General features: G+C 40.7%; 11 protein-coding genes and 1 pseudogene. 8 read left to right on the top strand and 4 right to left on the bottom strand.

Going from position 1 to position 17674, the window contains the following annotated elements; translation table 11 throughout:
• Window positions 1–68 precede the first annotated feature (68 nt).
• The 6 genes from recG to O9316_RS11930 all read left to right on the top strand — a co-directional run bounded on the left by recG (window position 69) and on the right by O9316_RS11930 (window position 9604).
• Window positions 69–2174 carry an ATP-dependent DNA helicase RecG gene (gene recG / locus O9316_RS11955; protein WP_298204186.1) on the top strand — a complete coding sequence of 702 codons (2106 nt, stop codon included), beginning with the start codon at window positions 69–71 and terminating at the stop codon, window positions 2172–2174.
• Between the two features lie 100 nt (window positions 2175–2274).
• Window positions 2275–3333: an efflux RND transporter periplasmic adaptor subunit gene (locus O9316_RS11950; RefSeq protein ID WP_298204185.1), complete on the top strand. Its 1059-nt coding sequence runs from the start codon at window positions 2275–2277 to the stop codon at window positions 3331–3333.
• A gap of 3 nt (window positions 3334–3336) precedes the next feature.
• Window positions 3337–6414, top strand: a complete 3078-nt coding sequence (locus O9316_RS11945; protein WP_298204184.1) for an efflux RND transporter permease subunit — start codon at window positions 3337–3339, stop codon at window positions 6412–6414.
• Window positions 6415–6417: 3 nt separating this feature from the next.
• Window positions 6418–7713, top strand: a complete 1296-nt coding sequence (locus O9316_RS11940) for a TolC family protein (protein WP_298204183.1) — start codon at window positions 6418–6420, stop codon at window positions 7711–7713.
• A gap of 17 nt (window positions 7714–7730) precedes the next feature.
• The gene (locus O9316_RS11935; protein WP_298204182.1) at window positions 7731–8594 is read left to right on the top strand and encodes a bestrophin family protein; all 864 of its coding nucleotides are present in this window, start codon (window positions 7731–7733) and stop codon (window positions 8592–8594) included.
• Window positions 8595–8677: 83 nt separating this feature from the next.
• Window positions 8678–9604 carry an AraC family transcriptional regulator gene (locus tag O9316_RS11930; protein ID WP_298204181.1) on the top strand — a complete coding sequence of 309 codons (927 nt, stop codon included), beginning with the start codon at window positions 8678–8680 and terminating at the stop codon, window positions 9602–9604.
• Here the strand turns inward: O9316_RS11930 and O9316_RS11925 are convergent.
• On the bottom strand, window positions 9601–9981 hold the full coding sequence (locus O9316_RS11925) for a DUF779 domain-containing protein (RefSeq protein WP_298204180.1): 381 nt from the start codon (window positions 9979–9981) through the stop codon (window positions 9601–9603). The genes O9316_RS11930 and O9316_RS11925 overlap by 4 nt on opposite strands.
• A 72-nt stretch (window positions 9982–10053) precedes the next feature.
• Window positions 10054–11559 (bottom strand): annotated as a pseudogene (locus tag O9316_RS11920) (aldehyde dehydrogenase family protein).
• A gap of 251 nt (window positions 11560–11810) precedes the next feature.
• Between O9316_RS11920 and pheT the strand changes: the two are divergent.
• Window positions 11811–14234, top strand: a complete 2424-nt coding sequence (gene pheT / locus O9316_RS11915; RefSeq protein WP_298204179.1) for a phenylalanine--tRNA ligase subunit beta — start codon at window positions 11811–11813, stop codon at window positions 14232–14234.
• 135 nt (window positions 14235–14369) lie between these two features.
• Window positions 14370–15089, top strand: coding sequence for a hypothetical protein (locus tag O9316_RS11910; protein ID WP_298204178.1), 720 nt, complete (start codon window positions 14370–14372; stop codon window positions 15087–15089).
• A 64-nt stretch (window positions 15090–15153) separates the two neighbouring features.
• On the opposite strand, the gene O9316_RS11905 is transcribed toward O9316_RS11910, so the two are convergent.
• Together O9316_RS11905 and rpsA are read right to left on the bottom strand one after the other, a co-directional pair.
• A complete protein-coding gene (locus O9316_RS11905; RefSeq protein WP_298204177.1) occupies window positions 15154–15711 on the bottom strand; it encodes a fasciclin domain-containing protein in 558 nt (185 codons plus the stop codon).
• Window positions 15712–15843: 132 nt separating this feature from the next.
• Window positions 15844–17607, bottom strand: coding sequence for a 30S ribosomal protein S1 (rpsA, locus tag O9316_RS11900; RefSeq protein WP_298204176.1), 1764 nt, complete (start codon window positions 17605–17607; stop codon window positions 15844–15846).
• Between the last annotated feature and the right edge of the window lie 67 nt (window positions 17608–17674).

Raw genomic sequence — 17674 nt, 5'->3', positions numbered from 1 at the left:
AAAGATAAGGGAAGATTTCGAAATTCAGGTTTTTAAAGTATCTTAGCCCTTCGGATAATAGCCGTTGTATGTCCACAACTTTAGACACTCCTATCGAATTCCTAAAAGGCGTTGGCCCCCAGCGCGGTGCCCTTTTGCGCAGCGAATTGGAGATTCATACGTATGGCGATTTGTTGCAACTTTTTCCAAACCGCTACATTGATCGTACACGGTATTATACAGTTAACCAACTGGTCAACAGTCCCACAGAGGTTCAAGTTATAGGCAAGATTGTCCATCTCAAAACAGTACAAACCGGCAAAGCAAAAAGTCGGTTGGTAGCTACTTTTATCGATGCTACTGGCGAAATGGAACTGGTATGGTTTCAAGGCCATAAGTGGATAAAGGAGAACCTCAAACTCAACCAACCTTATGTGGCCTTTGGTCGTGTAGCGCAATATGCGGGTACCCTTTCGATGGCCCATCCCGAATTGGAGTTGTTGGAAGAGCATCAAAACAGTCTCCGCACCGCCATCCAACCCGTATATCCGAGTACTGAAAAATTGGCCAATAAAGGGATTTCCAATCGGGTTGTACTTAAAATGATGCAACAGTTGTTTTTGGAAACGGGAGGACAATTTAGCGAAACCCTTCCCGCCTATTTGATGGAGCAATTGAAGCTTGTTGCTAAACGCGATGCCTTGTTGCAAATTCATTTTCCCAAAGATCAAGAAGGATTGTTAAAGGCCCAATTTCGGTTAAAATTCGAAGAGCTTTTCTTCATTCAATTGCAATTGATAACCAAAAACTTGGTGCGAAAACACAAAATAAAAGGGTTGCCGTTTACCCAAGTGGGAACACATTTCAATACATTTTATACCCAACACCTTCCCTTTCCCCTAACCCAAGCCCAAAAGCGAGTGATTAAAGAAATCCGCAACGATTTGGGCAGTCAGGCGCAAATGAACCGTTTGCTACAAGGGGATGTCGGTTCGGGCAAAACGATTGTGGCTTTCATGAGCATGCTCTTGGCCACCGACAACGGCTACCAAAGTTGCTTGATGGCCCCTACCGAAATTTTGGCGCAGCAACATTTTAATAGTATTCAAGCCTTGGCGGCTCCCTTGGGGCTTCGGGTGGAATTGCTCACGGGATCGACCAAAACAGCCGAGCGCAATCGTTTGTTTGAAGCGCTTGCGGACGGAAGTTGTTCGATTGTCATTGGTACCCATGCGTTGTTAGAAGACAAAGTGCAGTTTCAAAACTTAGGCTTGTCAGTGATCGATGAGCAACACAAGTTTGGGGTAGCGCAACGCAGTCGATTGTGGCAAAAAAATACAGTCCCGCCCCATATTCTGGTCATGACGGCCACTCCAATCCCTCGAACACTAGCGATGAGTTTGTATGGCGATCTTGACATTTCGGTGATTGATGAATTGCCTGCGGGCAGGAAACCCATTCAAACAGTCCACCGCTACGATGCAAACCGATTAAAAGTTTGGAAGTTTTTGAAAGACGAAATTGCCAAAGGGCGACAAGTGTATATTGTTTATCCGTTGATTCAAGAAAGTGAAAAAATGGATTACAAGGATTTAATGGACGGTTATGAAAGTATTTCGCGCGATTTTCCCTTACCCGAATATGCCATTTCAATAGTTCATGGTAAAATGAAACCCGCCGAGAAAGAGGCCGAGATGCAACGATTTGCGCAAGGGAAAACCCAAATCATGGTAGCCACTACCGTTATTGAAGTTGGTGTAAATGTACCGAATGCCTCGGTGATGGTGATTGAAAGTGCCGAGCGGTTTGGACTGTCGCAACTGCATCAATTGCGGGGACGCGTCGGTCGAGGTGCCGAACAGAGTTATTGCATTTTGATGACAAGCCATCAATTGAGTCAAGAGAGCAAGACCCGTTTGGAAACCATGTGCCGCACCAACGACGGATTTGAAATAGCCGAAGTCGATTTAAAACTTCGCGGGCCTGGCGATATTATGGGTACGCAACAAAGTGGTATTTTAAACTTGCAAATTGCCGATTTGGTGAAAGACAAAGATATTCTGCAATTGGCACGCAGTTATGCTTTAGCATTGTTGAAAAAAGACCCCGCGATGGAACGCCCTGAACACCAAACATTACGCGCTGTTTTTCTGGCTATAAGTCGGAAAAAGAACATTTGGAATTATATTAGTTGATACAATAGTTGTAGGTACAGATGTTAAATTAATACAAAGTTTGCCCCGTACTCCACTTGAAAATGTAGCTTTGTATCACCAAACCTGCAGTATAGCATCCATGAAAACCAAAACCTTATTTTTCCTAAGTATAGGGATAATTGTAGGGGCATTAGTTGTTTTTCGACTCGTAAAAAATAGCGAAAACGAACCCAAAAATGCCACTCCAACTGCACCCAAACCCCTGAAAGTTAGTGCCCTTATTGTTACGCCCCAAAACTTTTCCAATACAATTTCGCTATCGGGTTCGTTGGAAGCCAATGAAGAAGTAACCCTACATCCAGAAGTCAGTGGTATTGCTGAAAAAATACTTTTTACCGAAGGTACTCGAGTACAAAAAGGGCAACTTTTGGTAAAAATTAATGACGCAGAACTTCGCGCACAACTCACGCAAGCGCTTACCAAAGAACGGTTGACAAGTGAACAAGAACGTCGTGCTCGACTATTGTTAGAAAAAGAAGCCATCAGTCGTGAGGAATACGATATTGCGAGTGCCGATTACCGAACCGCCAAAGCCCAAAAACAACTGATTCAGGTACAAATTGCCAAAACAAGCCTCCGTGCACCATTTACAGGAACAATCGGATTGCGTAGCATTTCACCGGGGACGTATGTTACCCCTACCACTGCGATTGCACATTTGGTAAATACCCAACCCCTTAAAGTGGCCTTTTCGCTCCCAGAAAAATATGCTTCAGCCATTCGTTTGCACCAAACGATTCAATTCACCGTAGCCAATACTAAAGACGTATTCACGGCAAAAATATATGCTTTAGAACCCATGATCAACGCTACCACCCGAACGTTACAAGTTCGTGCTTATGCCGATAATAAAAAGGGGGCTTTACTTCCGGGAACATTTGCCAACATTCAGTTGCCATTAAAAAACATTCCCGATGCCATCCGCATTCCTTCAGAAGCCGTCATTCCCGTAAAAGAGGGTAAAAAAGTTTTTGTCGCACGACAAGGCAAAGCACAATCGGTGCCTATTGAAACCCTTACACGAACGGGGAAAGAGGTGATTGTCACATCTGGACTGCGAGCGGGAGACACGCTTTTAATCTCGGGGATAATGGCACTCAAAGACGATTTGCCGGTTGAACTTCAATGGAAACCGTAAACGATGGGACTTTCTACACTTAGTATCAAGCGGCCCGTTTTCACCATTGTAGTGAATTTGCTTATTATCCTTTTCGGGATATTGGGTTACTCCTACTTGGGGGTTCGAGAATTCCCCTCCATTGACCCTGCGGTTATTACGGTACAAACGAATTATACGGGAGCCAATGCCGATATTATCGAACAGCAAATTACGGAGCCCCTCGAGAAAGCGATTAATTCGGTTGATGGGATACGAAACATAACCTCTAATTCGGCGCAGGGATCGAGTACAATCACAGTGGAGTTCAAATTGGAGAAAAATTTAGAGGAGGCAGCCAACGACGTGCGCGATAAAGTGGCACAAGCGGTTCGTTCCCTCCCTCAAGATATAGACGCGCCACCTGTAGTTGCTAAAGCGGATGCCGATTCGGATCCTATTATTACGATGACTGTACAAAGCGACACGCGCAATGTCATGGAATTGAGCGAATATGCCGAAAATGTATTGGCCGAACGGTTACAAACGATTTCAGGGGTGAGTAGCGTTCAAATTTGGGGCCAAAAACGGTATGCCATGCGCTTGTGGCTGGATCCTGTAAAAATGAGCGCCTACGGACTTACGGTTAAGGATGTCTCAACGGCATTGAATGCTCAAAATGTGGAATTACCATCAGGAAAAATTACAGGTAAATCGACAGAACTTACGGTGCGCACCTTGGGAAATCTTGCAGAGGAAGACGAATTTAATGCGATCATTATTGCGTCGGAAGGCGGGAATACTATCCGCTTTAGTGATATCGGACGGGCCGAATTGGCACCTCAGGTTTTGGAATCACAATTAACCGAATCGGGAAAACCATTGTTAGGCTTGGCGATTATTCCCCAACCGGGAACCAATTATTTGGATATCGCCAATCAATTTTATAAGCAATATGCACAATTTGAAAAAGATTTGCCCAAAGATATTCATCTGAATGTCGCTTTAGACAATACCCTTTTCATCAAAAAATCGGTAACCGAAGTTGCTGAAACTTTATTGATATCGATACTTTTAGTAATTCTTATTATCTATCTGTTTTTCAGAGACTGGTCTATTGCTTTTCGGCCGTTATTAGACATCCCCGTTTCGTTGATTGCTACCTTTTTTATCATGTATTTGTGTGGCTTTTCCATCAATGTGCTTACCCTCTTGGCGATTGTTTTGGCCACGGGCTTGGTGGTCGATGATGGAATTGTGGTAACCGAAAATATTTTCAAAAAAGTCGAAGAAGGATTGTCACCCATGGAAGCGGCGATCAAAGGGTCGAATGAAATTTTCTTTGCTGTGATTTCGATTTCCATCACTTTGGCTGCCGTTTTTCTACCCATTATTTTCTTGGAGGGGTTTGTCGGACGGTTGTTTCGGGAGTTTGGGGTAGTCATTGGGGCTGCGGTTTTGGTCTCGGCCTTTGTTTCACTGACCTTGACACCCATGCTCAATGCGTATTTGATGAAAGAAGGCGGACATCAACCGGGTCGTTTTTATCAATTTACCGAACCCTATTTTCAGCGCATGAATGAAGGGTATGCCGAATCGCTTAAAAGTTTTTTAGGAAAAAAATGGGTTAGTTTTCCCATTTTAGCTAGCTGCTTTGGATTGATTTATCTCTTTTTCTCCATTTTACCCAAAGAAACGGCGCCCTATGACGATCGAAATTTGGTCATTTTAGGCGTAACGACTCCTGAAGGGGCTACATACGACTATACCGATCGTTTGATGCAAGATTTGTCACAGTTGATTAATGATTCGATACCCGAGAAAAAAGTGGGATTAATTGTCACCTCGCCTACTTTTTTCACCTCAGCGGTCAATACAGGACGGGTGCGTTTGGCGTTGGTCGAACCCGAAGCGCGTACCCGAAGTCAGAAAGCTATTGCCGAAGACTTAGGAAAATGGACAAAAAAGTATACCGACGCCAAGATTACGGTTTCTGAACAACCTACGATATCGGTCAACCGTCGTGGTGGACTTCCGGTACAGTATGTCATTCAAGCCCAATCGTTTGAAAAATTACGTGAAAAAATTCCACCTTTTATGGAATTGGCTTCGCAAGACCCCACTTTTTCTATCGTTGATGTCAATTTGAAGTTTAATAAACCTGAATTGAATTTATCGATCGATCGCGAAAAAGCGGAGAGCTTGGGCGTATCGGTATTGGATGTGGCACAAACCTTACAGCTTTCACTCAGTGGACAGCGTTTTGGCTATTTTATGCGAAATGGCAAGCAGTATCAAGTCATAGGTCAATTTGACGATAAAGATCGAGATGATCCGTTGGACCTGACGGCTATGTATGTGAAAAACAAACGGGGCGAATTGGTGCAACTCGACAATGTGGTCACCGTTGAAGAACAAAGCAATCCCCCGCAATTGTATCACAACAACCGCTATATGTCGGCCACAGTTTCGGCAGGTTTGGCACCGGGAAAAAGTATTGGTGAAGGTATTGAGGCCATGAATGCGATCAAAACCAAAGTTTTGGACGATTCTTTTACTACCGATTTGAATGGAGAATCGCGTGATTTTGTGGAAAGTAGTTCCAATACTCTCTTTGCTTTTGGACTGGCTCTTTTATTAATTTACCTCATTTTAGCGGCTCAATTTGAGAGTTTTGTCGATCCGTTGATTATCATTCTCACCGTCCCTATGGCCGTTGCTGGCGCTTTATTATCGCTATGGCTTTTTGGCCAAAGTTGGAATATCTTCAGTCAAATTGGTACGGTCATGTTGATTGGATTGGTCACCAAAAATGGTATTTTGATTGTTGAATTTGCCAATCAACTGCGGGAGCAAGGACGAACGAAATACGAAGCCATTGTTGAAGCTTCTGAAGCCCGATTACGTCCGATATTAATGACGAGTTTAGCGATTGCCCTAGGCGCTTTGCCCATAGCCTTATCGTTGGGCGCAGCTTCGGCTAGTCGTATAGGAATGGGTGTGGTTATTGTGGGAGGAACATTGTTCTCTTTATTGCTCACACTTTATGTCATTCCAGCAGTATATTTAATGTGGTCAAGGGTCCGAAAACATCGTCCTGAATTTGATGCTTTAGAAAATTAAGCTATGCGAACCATTACTTTATTCTTTCTTTTATTCGTTTTTCATTCGGGAATTGCACAACCCGTACTTCGCCTTGAGGAGGCTGTAGATTTGGCCTTACAAAACAACTTCGATATTGTATTGGCCAAAAACAATGCTTCAATCGCGTCAACCCAAAATGATTTAGGAAATGCGGGAATGTTGCCCAATATTATGCTCAATGTGAATGACATTAATTCGATTACCAATACCAATCAAATACAAGGCGGTACCGAACGAACTTTGAATAATGCCAAAAATTTAGTGCTGAATTATGGTATTGCTTTAGACTGGACTATTTTTGATGGACTTCGGATGTTTGCCCGAAAAGAACAACTAAAAAAATTGGAAGCCCAAGGAAAAGCAACTCTTCAATCGGCAATTCTCACACGACTTAGTGATGTATACATGGCGTATTTTGATTTGGTCCAACGGCAACAACAGATTAAAGTTGTAGACACAGCGATTGCATTGTCGAAAGCACGTTATACCGTGGCAGAAAATCGATATAAAATTGGTAAAGCCTCCAAACTAGAAGTACTCACTGCGCAAGTCGATTTAAATACTGACGAGAGCTTGCAAGTGCGACAAAAAGAACAATTTAAAGCGGCAAAAATCAATCTGAATGTCTTGATGGCCCGTGCTCCAGAACTGGACTTTCAAGTGGAAGAGGCTGTTCTTTTGGATGAAAATATAGATTTAGCCTCCTACATCACCTTGGCCAAGTCCCAAAATCCGCAATTAATTGCCTTAATGTTGGCTAAAAACAGTGCAGAACTGCAGTTGAAGCAAATTCGGGCTGGACGTTATCCCACAATTCGGGTGAATACGGGCTACACTATTCAACGCACAGAAGCTTCGTTAGGATTCATTACCCAGTCGCAAAGTCAGGGATTTACGTACGGATTTTCGGCGAGCATGCCTATTTTTCAAGGCAATCAAATTAGTCGAGAGGAACGCATAGCCAAATTAGAAATTGAAAATGCCAAACTTACAGTAGCGCAACAAGAATTACTGATTATTGGACAACTGCAAAGTGCTTTTGAAAGTTATGTAGCGCAAAAAAGTTTGGCCGTTATTGAAGCGCAAAATGTGACCTTAGCGGCTCAAAATCTTGACATTACGTTGGCTAAATTTAAAATTGGCACCCTCACTCCTATTGAATACCGTACGGCGCAACAACAATATATTGAGGCAAAGCTTCGCCATAGTAATGCCCTTTTTCAAGCCAAAATTTTCGAAACAACCTTGAAAGAATTATCGGGTACGTTGCGGTTTTAACCCTTAGATGAAAAAACATGACGCATTACAATCCCAAAGCTTGGTTTAGTTTTATATTTCAACTTCACAAATCGGATACCTTTCGTAAACTGCTACCGATGATGGTATTAATTGGACTGTATACAGCTGGCATTTGCTATTTGGAACTCACAGTTTGGAAGTTATCAGAAAATAGTCATGTGAAAAATATTCCTTTAATGCACAGCATGGTGGGATTTGTAATATCGTTACTATTAGCTTACCGAACCAATACCGCTTATGATCGTTGGTGGGAAGGACGAAAGTTATGGGGAAGTTTAGTAAACAGTAGCCGTAATTTGGCCTTAAAATTGAGTGCTATACTCAAAGAAGAACGGGATACTGCTTTTTTCAAGAAAATGATTCCTGCCTATGCTGAGGTTCTTCAAAGGCATTTGTCCGATGAAGAAATGTCGCTGACCTTGTTTGACGACCTAACTTTGGCCATAGACCATCAAAAACACAGCCCCAATCAATTGGCTAAAGTGCTTTATCAAAAACTGTTGACTTTACATGATTCAGGTAAAATATCGGGAGAACAGTTACTTATTTTAAACGCCGACCTACAAGTATTTACTGAGGTTTGTGGTGCTTGTGAACGAATAAAAAACACACCTATCCCCTATTCGTATAGTGCCTTTATCAAAAAATTCATTTTCATTTACATCATGACCTTACCCTTTGGCTATGTTTTCAGTTTAGGCTATTATACGATTCCTGTGGTGATTTTTATTTTCTATGTCCTTGCGAGCTTGGAACTTATAGCGGAAGAAATCGAGGATCCTTTTGGCATGGATATGAATGATTTGCCTACAAAAAAAATAGCTAGTAGCATCAAAAAACATATCGAGGAGCTTTTGTAGCTATACTAAATCAGCACTTTTTTTCTAGCATTTATTCGATTCAGACTTATTAATTTGTACTTTGGTTTGACAAAAACCTTCGTATGCCGGTCAAAACCCTAATCGATAAACCAGAACTAACGCATGAAAAGTCGTTAAAAACGCTGGTTGAAAACCGCACAATTTTTTCGTTAGATCATTGTGAGCTTAATATTTTTGAAACCTATCAAAAATCGGAATTAGTTCCATTGAAGTTTAATGATTTGGTTGTGACCAGCATGCTTCGAGGTAAAAAAGTTATGCATCTTTTTGAGGACCCAAGTTTTGATTACCTCCCGGGTGAAACGGTCATCGTTCCGGGTAATGCCGAAATGAAAATCGATTTTCCAGAAGCATCAAGAACGAATCCGACCCAATGTATTGCACTCGCCATTGATCATACAATCATTCAAAGTACGCTTGATTTTTTAAACGAAAAATATCCCAAAGAAGGACGAAACAATCTTTGGAAATTGGACCATGAAAATTATTTTTTCTACAATAATGTAGAATTAGCGGGTACGATCAACAAACTCATTAAAGAATGTATGGGCGATTCGTTAACCAAAGATGCTATTGCGGACTTAACCTTACAAGAATTAATCATTCGTATAATTCAAACACAAACGACAAAACGGTATGAAGAAGATCAATACATCAATATTTCGAGTCCTATTGCCCCAGTGATTGAATGTATAAAATCAAACATCCATCAAACCATTAATCTCAAAGACCTCAGCGATAAGGCCTGCATGAGTCCAACGAGTTTCTATCGTTATTTTAAAAGGGAGCTTGGCATGAGTCCGATCGAATTTATTTTGAACGAAAAAATCAAATACGCCAAAAAATTGTTGAGCAATCCAAAAATTAACATCAACGAAGTGTCCTATGCCACGGGATTTGAAGATTGCAACTACTTCATTCGATTATTTAAAAAATACGAAGGCGTAACACCGAAGCAATACCAATTGATGAATTTTACAATGCACTAGTCGTACGATTTATAGCGAACGGGTTCTAATTGTATTAATTCTTCCGGTTCGAAAAGTCTGTATTTCACTTGAAAGGTTTTGCCGTACGGTGTCTCCAAGGAAAATCCCCCTGGCCCATGACCTTCGGTAACATCGAGTGTAAAATGCATATGTTTCCAATATTCAAATAAATCTTTATCGAGCCAAAAATCGTATCCTTTAATTTGTCCAATACAAACATCACCTGAACGCAGCATAAACCCGCCTTGCTCAAAACATTGGGGTTGTGTTCCTTCACAACATCCTCCCGCTTGGTAAAACATTAAAGGGCCAAATTTTTCTTCCAATAAGGTGATTACCTCCAGTGCTTCGGGCGTAACCGCTAAACGTGTTAACATACAAATATTTTTTATAAAAAAACCGCAAATCAGTCCGAAGCCGTTTGCGGTTTGGTTGGATTAAGCGTATGATTAAAAGAATCCTAATTTATTTTTATCGTAGGAAATCAACATATTTTTGGCTTGACGGTAATGATCCAACATCATTTTATGGTTTTCACGACCGATACCCGATTGTTTATAGCCACCGAATGGAGCACCTGCGGGATAGGCATGGTATTAATTAACCCAAACTCGTCCTGCTTTTATCGCACGAGGCACCTGATACAATTCGTGTGCATCCCGTGTCCAAACTCCGGCACCTAAACCATACATGGTATCGTTGGCGATTTCGATGGCTTCTTCGGTGGTTTTGAAAGTTGTCACTGCCAATACAGGACCGAAGATTTCCTCTTGGAAAATGCGCATTTTATTGTGGCCTTTAAATACTGTTGGTTGAATGTAGTAACCGCCTTCTAAATCACCGCCTAAATGGCTAACTTCACCACCACATAACAATTCGGCTCCTTCTTCTTTCCCGAGTTGAATGTAAGATAATATTTTATCTTTTTGAATTTGAGAGGCTTGTGCGCCCATCATCACCGTCGGATCAAAGGGATTTCCTAATTTTACAGCCGCTACACGTTCTAGCACCCGTTGCATAAACTTATCATAAATTGATTCGTGTACCAATAATCGGGAGGGACACGTACACACTTCGCCTTGGTTCAAGCAAAATAAAACCACACCTTCCAAAGCTTTATCAAAAAACTCATCGTCGGCTTCCATGACAGAGGGAAAGAATATATTAGGTGACTTGCCACCTAACTCAAGGGTAACAGGAATGATATTTTCGGTTGCATATTGCATTACCATGCGTCCTGTAGCCGTAGAGCCTGTAAAAGCTGCTTTGGCAACCTTAGGATTGGTTACAAGCGTTCGTCCCAATTCAGCGCCAAATCCGTTTACGATATTAATAACACCCGCAGGCACCAAATCTTCAATCAGTTCCATAAGTACCATGATGGATATAGGGGTACTTTCGGCCGGCTTCAACACAACACAATTCCCTGCGGCCAAAGCGGGAGCCAATTTCCACACGGCCATTAAAATTGGGAAATTCCAAGGAATAATTTGGGCCACTACACCAATGGGTTCGTGTACTATAATAGAAACGGTATCTTTGTCCAACTCACTGATTGATCCTTCTTCGGCACGGATAACGCTTGCAAAGTAGCGAAAATGATCGATGGCCAAAGGAAGGTCGGCTGCCATCGTCTCTCGGATAGCTTTACCATTATCGAGCGTTTCTACGGCAGCAAGGTGCGTAAGATTGGCTTCAATGCGATCCGCAATTTTATTTAAGAGTATACTGCGTGTTGTTTTTGAAGTTTGACTCCATGCTTCAAAGGCTGTATGGGCTGCATTGACCGCATTTTCAATATCCATTTTTGCCGAATGGGCTGCTTTGGCCATTACTTTTCCATCTACCGGTGAAATGACATCAAAGTATTGTCCCGTTGAAGGCGCGGTCCATTTTCCGTTTATGTAATTGTCATATTTGACTTTAAGTGTTGGTCTTTCTATTTGATTACTCATTGTTGAACTGTTTATAATTTACATGTTCAAAATTAGAATCTCACTCCATTGACGAATAGCATTTTTTCATCAAAGTATAGCACAAAATTGATTTCATTCTATTTTTAACTAAAAAAATATGTAAAATCAATTTATTTAAACATAATTTTTTATCATTTTCACAAGCCTTTATTTTAGTTTACGAGAACAAAATAATTTTTACTATCCCGCCCGATATCGCTATCTTTGCCCCCGTCAAAATCAATACCATTATGCGAATTTCCTATAATTGGCTCAAGCAATTTTTAAAAATAGATTTACCTTCAGAAGAAACAGCGGCTTTATTGACTGACTTGGGACTGGAAGTAGAAGTAGTTGAAAAATACCAATCGGTAAAAGGCGGCTTAGTAGGAGTTGTTGTAGGTGAAGTCAAAACATGCGAAAAACACCCTGACGCCGATCGATTAAAAATAACTACTGTTGACTTAGGGGATGGCAATCCACCCGTACAAATAGTTTGCGGGGCTCCTAATGTTGCAGCGGGGCAAAAAGTTCCTGTAGCCACCATAGGCACACTGCTTTTTGATGCTTCGGGGAACGAATTTGAAATCAAAAAAGGAAAGATTCGTGGCCAAGAAAGTCACGGTATGATTTGTGCTGAGGACGAATTGGGCTTAGGAACCAATCATGAAGGTATTATGATTTTGGATGCCAAGTTAAAACCAGGGACTCCCCTTGCCGAAGTATTAAAAATTGAAAACGATGAAGTCTTTGAAATTGGATTAACACCCAACCGTGCCGATGCGATGTCGCATATGGGGGTTGCCAGAGACTTACGGGCCGGTTTGTTACTTCGCAATAAGAATATTGAGTTGATTACGCCTTCGGTATCTGCATTTAAAGTGGATAAACGTACGTTAAAGATTCCTGTTGATGTTGTCGATTCTAAATTGTGTCCACGCTATTGCGGCGTAACAATCTCGGGGATTAAAGTAAAAGCCTCTCCCGAATGGTTGCAAAACCGTTTAAAAGCGATTGGACTTACCCCGAAAAATAACATAGTGGATGTCACCAATTATATTTTACACGAATTGGGCCAACCCTTACACGCCTTTGATGCCGCAAAAATCAACGGGAAAATCACAGTGAAAACGGTAGCTAAGGGAACTAAATTTGTTACTTTAGATGATACTGAACGGGAATTGCATGAAGATGACTTAATGATTTGTGATGAAAATGGTCCGTTGTGTATGGCTGGAGTTTTCGGAGGCAAGTCATCGGGAGTGACTGAAACAACTACTTCTATTTTCTTAGAAAGCGCCTATTTCAATCCTGTAACGATTCGTAAAACGGCCAAGCGCCATGGATTGAGTACCGATGCTTCGTTTCGTTTTGAGCGCGGAATTGACCCTAATATCACCGAATATGCCTTAAAAAGAGCTTCCATGTTGATTATGGAAGTGGCGGGAGGGGAAATGACTTCGGATGTGGTAGACTTATACCCTAAAAAAGTTGAAGATTTTTCAGTATTCTTGAATTTTGACAAAGCCTTTAAATTAATTGGTCAAGAGATCCCCAAAGAAACCATTAAAAAGATTTTGGCCTCTTTAGACATTAAAGTGAATAGCATTACCGATGCAGGATTAGGATTAATTATTCCGGCTTATCGGGTGGATGTGCAACGCGAGATTGATGTGATTGAAGAAATTCTACGGGTATACGGGTATAATAATGTCAATTTTACCAAGAAAATCAATGCTACAGTTGCCAATTCGCCTCGCACAGAAGATTATAAATTACAGAATATCGTGGCGCAACAGTTGAATGCGTTAGGGTTTCATGAAATGATGGCCAATTCGCTAACAACGGGCGACTATGTAAAGTTATCGCCCCAATTGAAAGAGGAATACAATGTGGCAATGTTGAATCCGTTGAGTAACGATTTGGCAACCTTACGCCAGTCAATGTTGTTTTCGGGCTTGGAAGCGTTGTCGTATAACATCAACCGTAAGAATGCGGATTTAAAATTGTTTGAGTTCGGGAAAACCTACCACAAATTGTTATCGGGCTATCAGGAGAAAAAACATTTAACCGTTTTCATGACGGGTAATCGCACCGCTGAAAGTTGGAATGAACCCCAACGTCCTACCGATTTCTTTGTTTTTAAAGGGGTGATCCTTGCCCTTTTTGATCGATTAGGATACGCTAAAATTGAGGACAAACCTGTGCACAACGATGTGTTTTCGGAAGGAATCTCCTTAGGGTATGGCAATGATGTATTGGTTGAACTTGGCGTAGTTAAAAATCATATTATCAAGCATTTTGATATAAAACAAGATGTTTTTTATGCTGATTTTAATTGGGACTTGATCATCAAAATGATTTCCAACAAAATCAAATTTCAAGACATCCCTAAGTATCCTGAGGTTCGTCGTGACCTAGCCTTGTTGGTAGATCAAAGTGTTGCTTTTGAACGTTTGTATAAGCTGGCACGACAAACAGAAAAAGGGTTGCTAAAACAAATACGCTTGTTTGATGTATATGAAGGCAAAAATTTACCGGAAGGCAAAAAATCATATGCCTTGAGCTTTATACTTCAAGACACGACCAAAACGCTTACCGACACGCAGATTGATAAAATCATGGGCAAGTTACAATCCGTTTTTGAAAATGAGGTGGGAGCCCAACTACGATAAGTAAAATCGCATTGAATACAAAAGTAAGCCATCGTAATTGATGGCTTTTTTTAGGTAAAATATTAACGAAAGTTCATCGTTGTACGTTTATAATTTCTTTTAAATTCGTAATTGTCAAACTTTTACCTCTTCACCATGAGATTGCTTGAAAAAAGATCGTTAGCGGTGGAATTACAGCAAGTCCGCAACAAGGTTACTTCTTCTGAATCATTCGTTGAATCGTTTCACAAATCGAGCATAACGAGTACGTTAGCCGATTCTAAAGCGTGTGCTGCTGCGATAGATTCGCCTGTTTCCATGTCCAATGCATTCACTTTTGATTTGTTGGACACACAACGTATCTATCATGAATCACACATTAAAAAGTTATGTGTTGACTATCGTCTTCGCTTTTTGGATATATCATTATTTAAACAAGATTTTCCGATTGAAGCAATTGATGCAATTCAAGATTTAGAAAAAACTCATCACGTTTCGTTACAAGGATTGAAAATTGCGGCGCCTTCCAAGACCTTTAGTCTAAAAAATTATGACGATCCACTGTTGTTTGCGCCTTTGGGTAATGATTATTACTATCTGATTCACCAATGGGGAAATGACGTGTCACCTTGGCGAAAGTGGAGATATTGGCCGATAAAAAATGCCGTTAACTTTATGATATTTAGTTTGGTATTGAGCGCCTTATTCACTTGGGTAATGCCCCTTAACAAATTAGGCACAACGTTACTATGGGCGCCATTCATTGTATTCTTGTTTGCCTTCAAATCGATTGTTGCTACGGTTGCTTATTACTTTTTCATGATGGGCAAAAACTTCAATAGCGAAATTTGGAACCGTCCCTTTAAAGAAAACTAAAAAAGACCGATTCATTTCCGAATCGGTCTTTTCATTTTAAACCTAACAAAACAAAATTAACTAGTTACGGTAACACTACGGTATCTATCACATGAATGACACCGTTAGATTGGAAAACATTGCCAATAGTAACGGTAGCTACGTTTCCATTTCGGTCACTCACCAAGAGTGAATTGCCTTTTTGCGTGACGGTTAATTCGCCACCGGCCACTGTTTTCAACGTCGTCTTTCCTTTTCCTTTTTTCACCATTTCCATTAAATCTTGTGCAGAAAATTTTCCTGCGACAACATGAAACTTCAATACGGTTTGCAGTTTTTCTAAATTTTCAGGCTTCAAAAGATATTCTACCGTTCCTGCGGGCAATTTATCAAAAGCTGCATTAGTGGGTGCAAACACCGTGAAGGGTCCAGCACTTTGCAATACATCGACCAAACCGGCGGCTTTTACGGCAGCCACTAAGGTGGTATGGTCTTTTGAGTTGATCGCATTTTGAACAATGTTTTTGGAGGGATACATAGGAGCTCCTCCTACATTGACTGTTTTTTCACTTTGCGCAAAAGACACACCTGTTACTAATAATCCGGCTAAAACGAATTGTACCCATTGATTCTTTGTTTTCATAACTTTTTTTTTAGAATTAATATCATGTTTGTAAAGGCATATACGACGTGAATGCAAGATTGGTTTTTTGGGGAATAAAAAAAATCCCGAACCTAAGTCCGGGATTTATAGTATGTGTTAATCAACTAGTGATTATTTTTCACCTTTTTCCATTTTAGCTTTTAATTCCGCTAAGATGTCATTGTTATCTCCTAAAGTTGAAGCAGGAGCATTATTCGATGAAGCCGATTCAACAGCTTTCACGTTTTTCTCTTCTTCTTCTCTGAAGATAGCGGTATGAGAAGCCACTACACGTTTGAATTCTTTATTGAACTCAATCACTTTAAATTCAGCAGACTCCCCTTTTTTCAATTTCTTACCGTCTTCTTTTTCCAAGTGACGAGCAGGAATGAAGGCAACTACATCATCTCCGAAATCAACGGTAGCCCCTTTGTCAACGATTTCAGCAATAGTTCCACTGTGAACTGTACCTACACCGTAAGCCGCTTCGTGCTTATCCCATGGGTTTTCTGTGGTTTGCTTGTGACCTAACGAAAGTTTTCTACCCTCTACGTCCAATTCTAACACAACAACATCCAATTTATCACCTACGTTCACAAACTCCGATGGGTGTTTGATTTTTTTCGTCCAAGACAAATCAGAGATGTATACTAACCCGTCGATTCCTTCTTCTAATTCAACGAAGATACCGAAGTTAGTAAAGTTACGAACGATACCTGTATGTTTAGAACCCACAGGGTATTTTGAAGTAATGTCTGTCCAAGGATCTTGAGACAATTGTTTGATACCTAACGACATTTTACGCTCATCGCGGTCTAAGGTTAAGATAACAGCTTCTACCTCATCCCCTACTTTTACGAAATCTTGAGCCGAACGTAAGTGTGTTGACCAAGACATTTCAGAAACGTGGATTAACCCTTCAACACCTTCAGCTACTTCAATGAAAGCACCGTAGTCAGCGATAACCACTACTTTACCTTTCACTTTATCGCCTACAGACAATTCAGAACCTAAAGCATCCCATGGGTGGGCGTGTAATTGTTTTAAACCTAATTGGATACGCGTTTTTTCGTCATCAAAGTCTAAAATAACCACATTCAATTTTTGATCTAATTCCAAGACTTCGCTTGGGTGGTTGATACGAGACCAAGACAAGTCAGTGATATGGATTAATCCGTCAACACCTCCTAAATCGATGAAAACACCATAAGAAGTGATGTTTTTAACTACACCTTCTAGTACTTGACCTTTTTCTAGTTGACCAATGATTTCTTTTTTCTGTACTTCGATATCGGCTTCGATCAATGCTTTGTGTGATACTACAACATTTTTGAATTCGTGGTTAATTTTTACCACTTTGAATTCCATCATTTTGTTAACGTATACATCGTAATCACGGATTGGTTTCACGTCGATTTGAGAACCGGGTAAGAACGCTTCGATTCCGAATACGTCAACGATCATACCTCCTTTAGTTCTACATTTCACAAAACCGTTAACGATTTCTCCAGTTTCGTGAGCTGCAATAACGCGATCCCAAGATTTGATTGTTCTTGCTTTACGGTGAGAAAGCACCAATTGTCCTGTTTTGTCTTCACGAACATCAATTAATACTTCTACTTTGTCTCCAACTTTTAAGTTTGGATTGTAACGGAATTCGTTTAAAGAAATAACCCCTTCCGATTTTGCATTAATATCAACGATAGCGTCACGGTCAGTAATACGTACAACCACACCTTCAACCACTTCTTCGTTATCGGTTGAAATAAAAGTTTTAGCAACTAAGTCTTCAAACTCTCTTAAATTGTTTTCGTCTACTGCGTCGATTCCCTCGGCATAGTTATGCCAGTTAAATTCATTTAAAAACGCTACTTGATCTTTGTTTAATTCAGCCATGCTGATGATTCTATTTGTATGTTGTGCTTTTCGAGTTTCATGAGCGAGTAAAATACACAACAGTGTT

Source organism: Flavobacterium sp. (assembly GCF_027533505.1).
In the GTDB taxonomy this organism is placed as follows: Bacteria; Bacteroidota; Bacteroidia; order Flavobacteriales; family Flavobacteriaceae; genus Flavobacterium.
This window is presented reverse-complemented; position numbering and strand designations above follow the sequence as displayed.

What these genes read in the sequence shown, in the direction of transcription:
- recG (WP_298204186.1), top strand. Translation starts at nt 69, where the DNA reads ATGTCCACAACTTTAGACACTCCTATCGAATTCCTAAAAGGCGTTGGC.
- O9316_RS11950 (WP_298204185.1), top strand. Translation starts at nt 2,275, where the DNA reads ATGAAAACCAAAACCTTATTTTTCCTAAGTATAGGGATAATTGTAGGG.
- O9316_RS11945 (WP_298204184.1), top strand. Translation starts at nt 3,337, where the DNA reads ATGGGACTTTCTACACTTAGTATCAAGCGGCCCGTTTTCACCATTGTA.
- O9316_RS11940 (WP_298204183.1), top strand. Translation starts at nt 6,418, where the DNA reads ATGCGAACCATTACTTTATTCTTTCTTTTATTCGTTTTTCATTCGGGA.
- O9316_RS11935 (WP_298204182.1), top strand. Translation starts at nt 7,731, where the DNA reads ATGACGCATTACAATCCCAAAGCTTGGTTTAGTTTTATATTTCAACTT.
- O9316_RS11930 (WP_298204181.1), top strand. Translation starts at nt 8,678, where the DNA reads ATGCCGGTCAAAACCCTAATCGATAAACCAGAACTAACGCATGAAAAG.
- O9316_RS11925 (WP_298204180.1), bottom strand. Translation starts at nt 9,981, where the DNA reads ATGTTAACACGTTTAGCGGTTACGCCCGAAGCACTGGAGGTAATCACC.
- pheT (WP_298204179.1), top strand. Translation starts at nt 11,811, where the DNA reads ATGCGAATTTCCTATAATTGGCTCAAGCAATTTTTAAAAATAGATTTA.
- O9316_RS11910 (WP_298204178.1), top strand. Translation starts at nt 14,370, where the DNA reads ATGAGATTGCTTGAAAAAAGATCGTTAGCGGTGGAATTACAGCAAGTC.
- O9316_RS11905 (WP_298204177.1), bottom strand. Translation starts at nt 15,711, where the DNA reads ATGAAAACAAAGAATCAATGGGTACAATTCGTTTTAGCCGGATTATTA.
- rpsA (WP_298204176.1), bottom strand. Translation starts at nt 17,607, where the DNA reads ATGGCTGAATTAAACAAAGATCAAGTAGCGTTTTTAAATGAATTTAAC.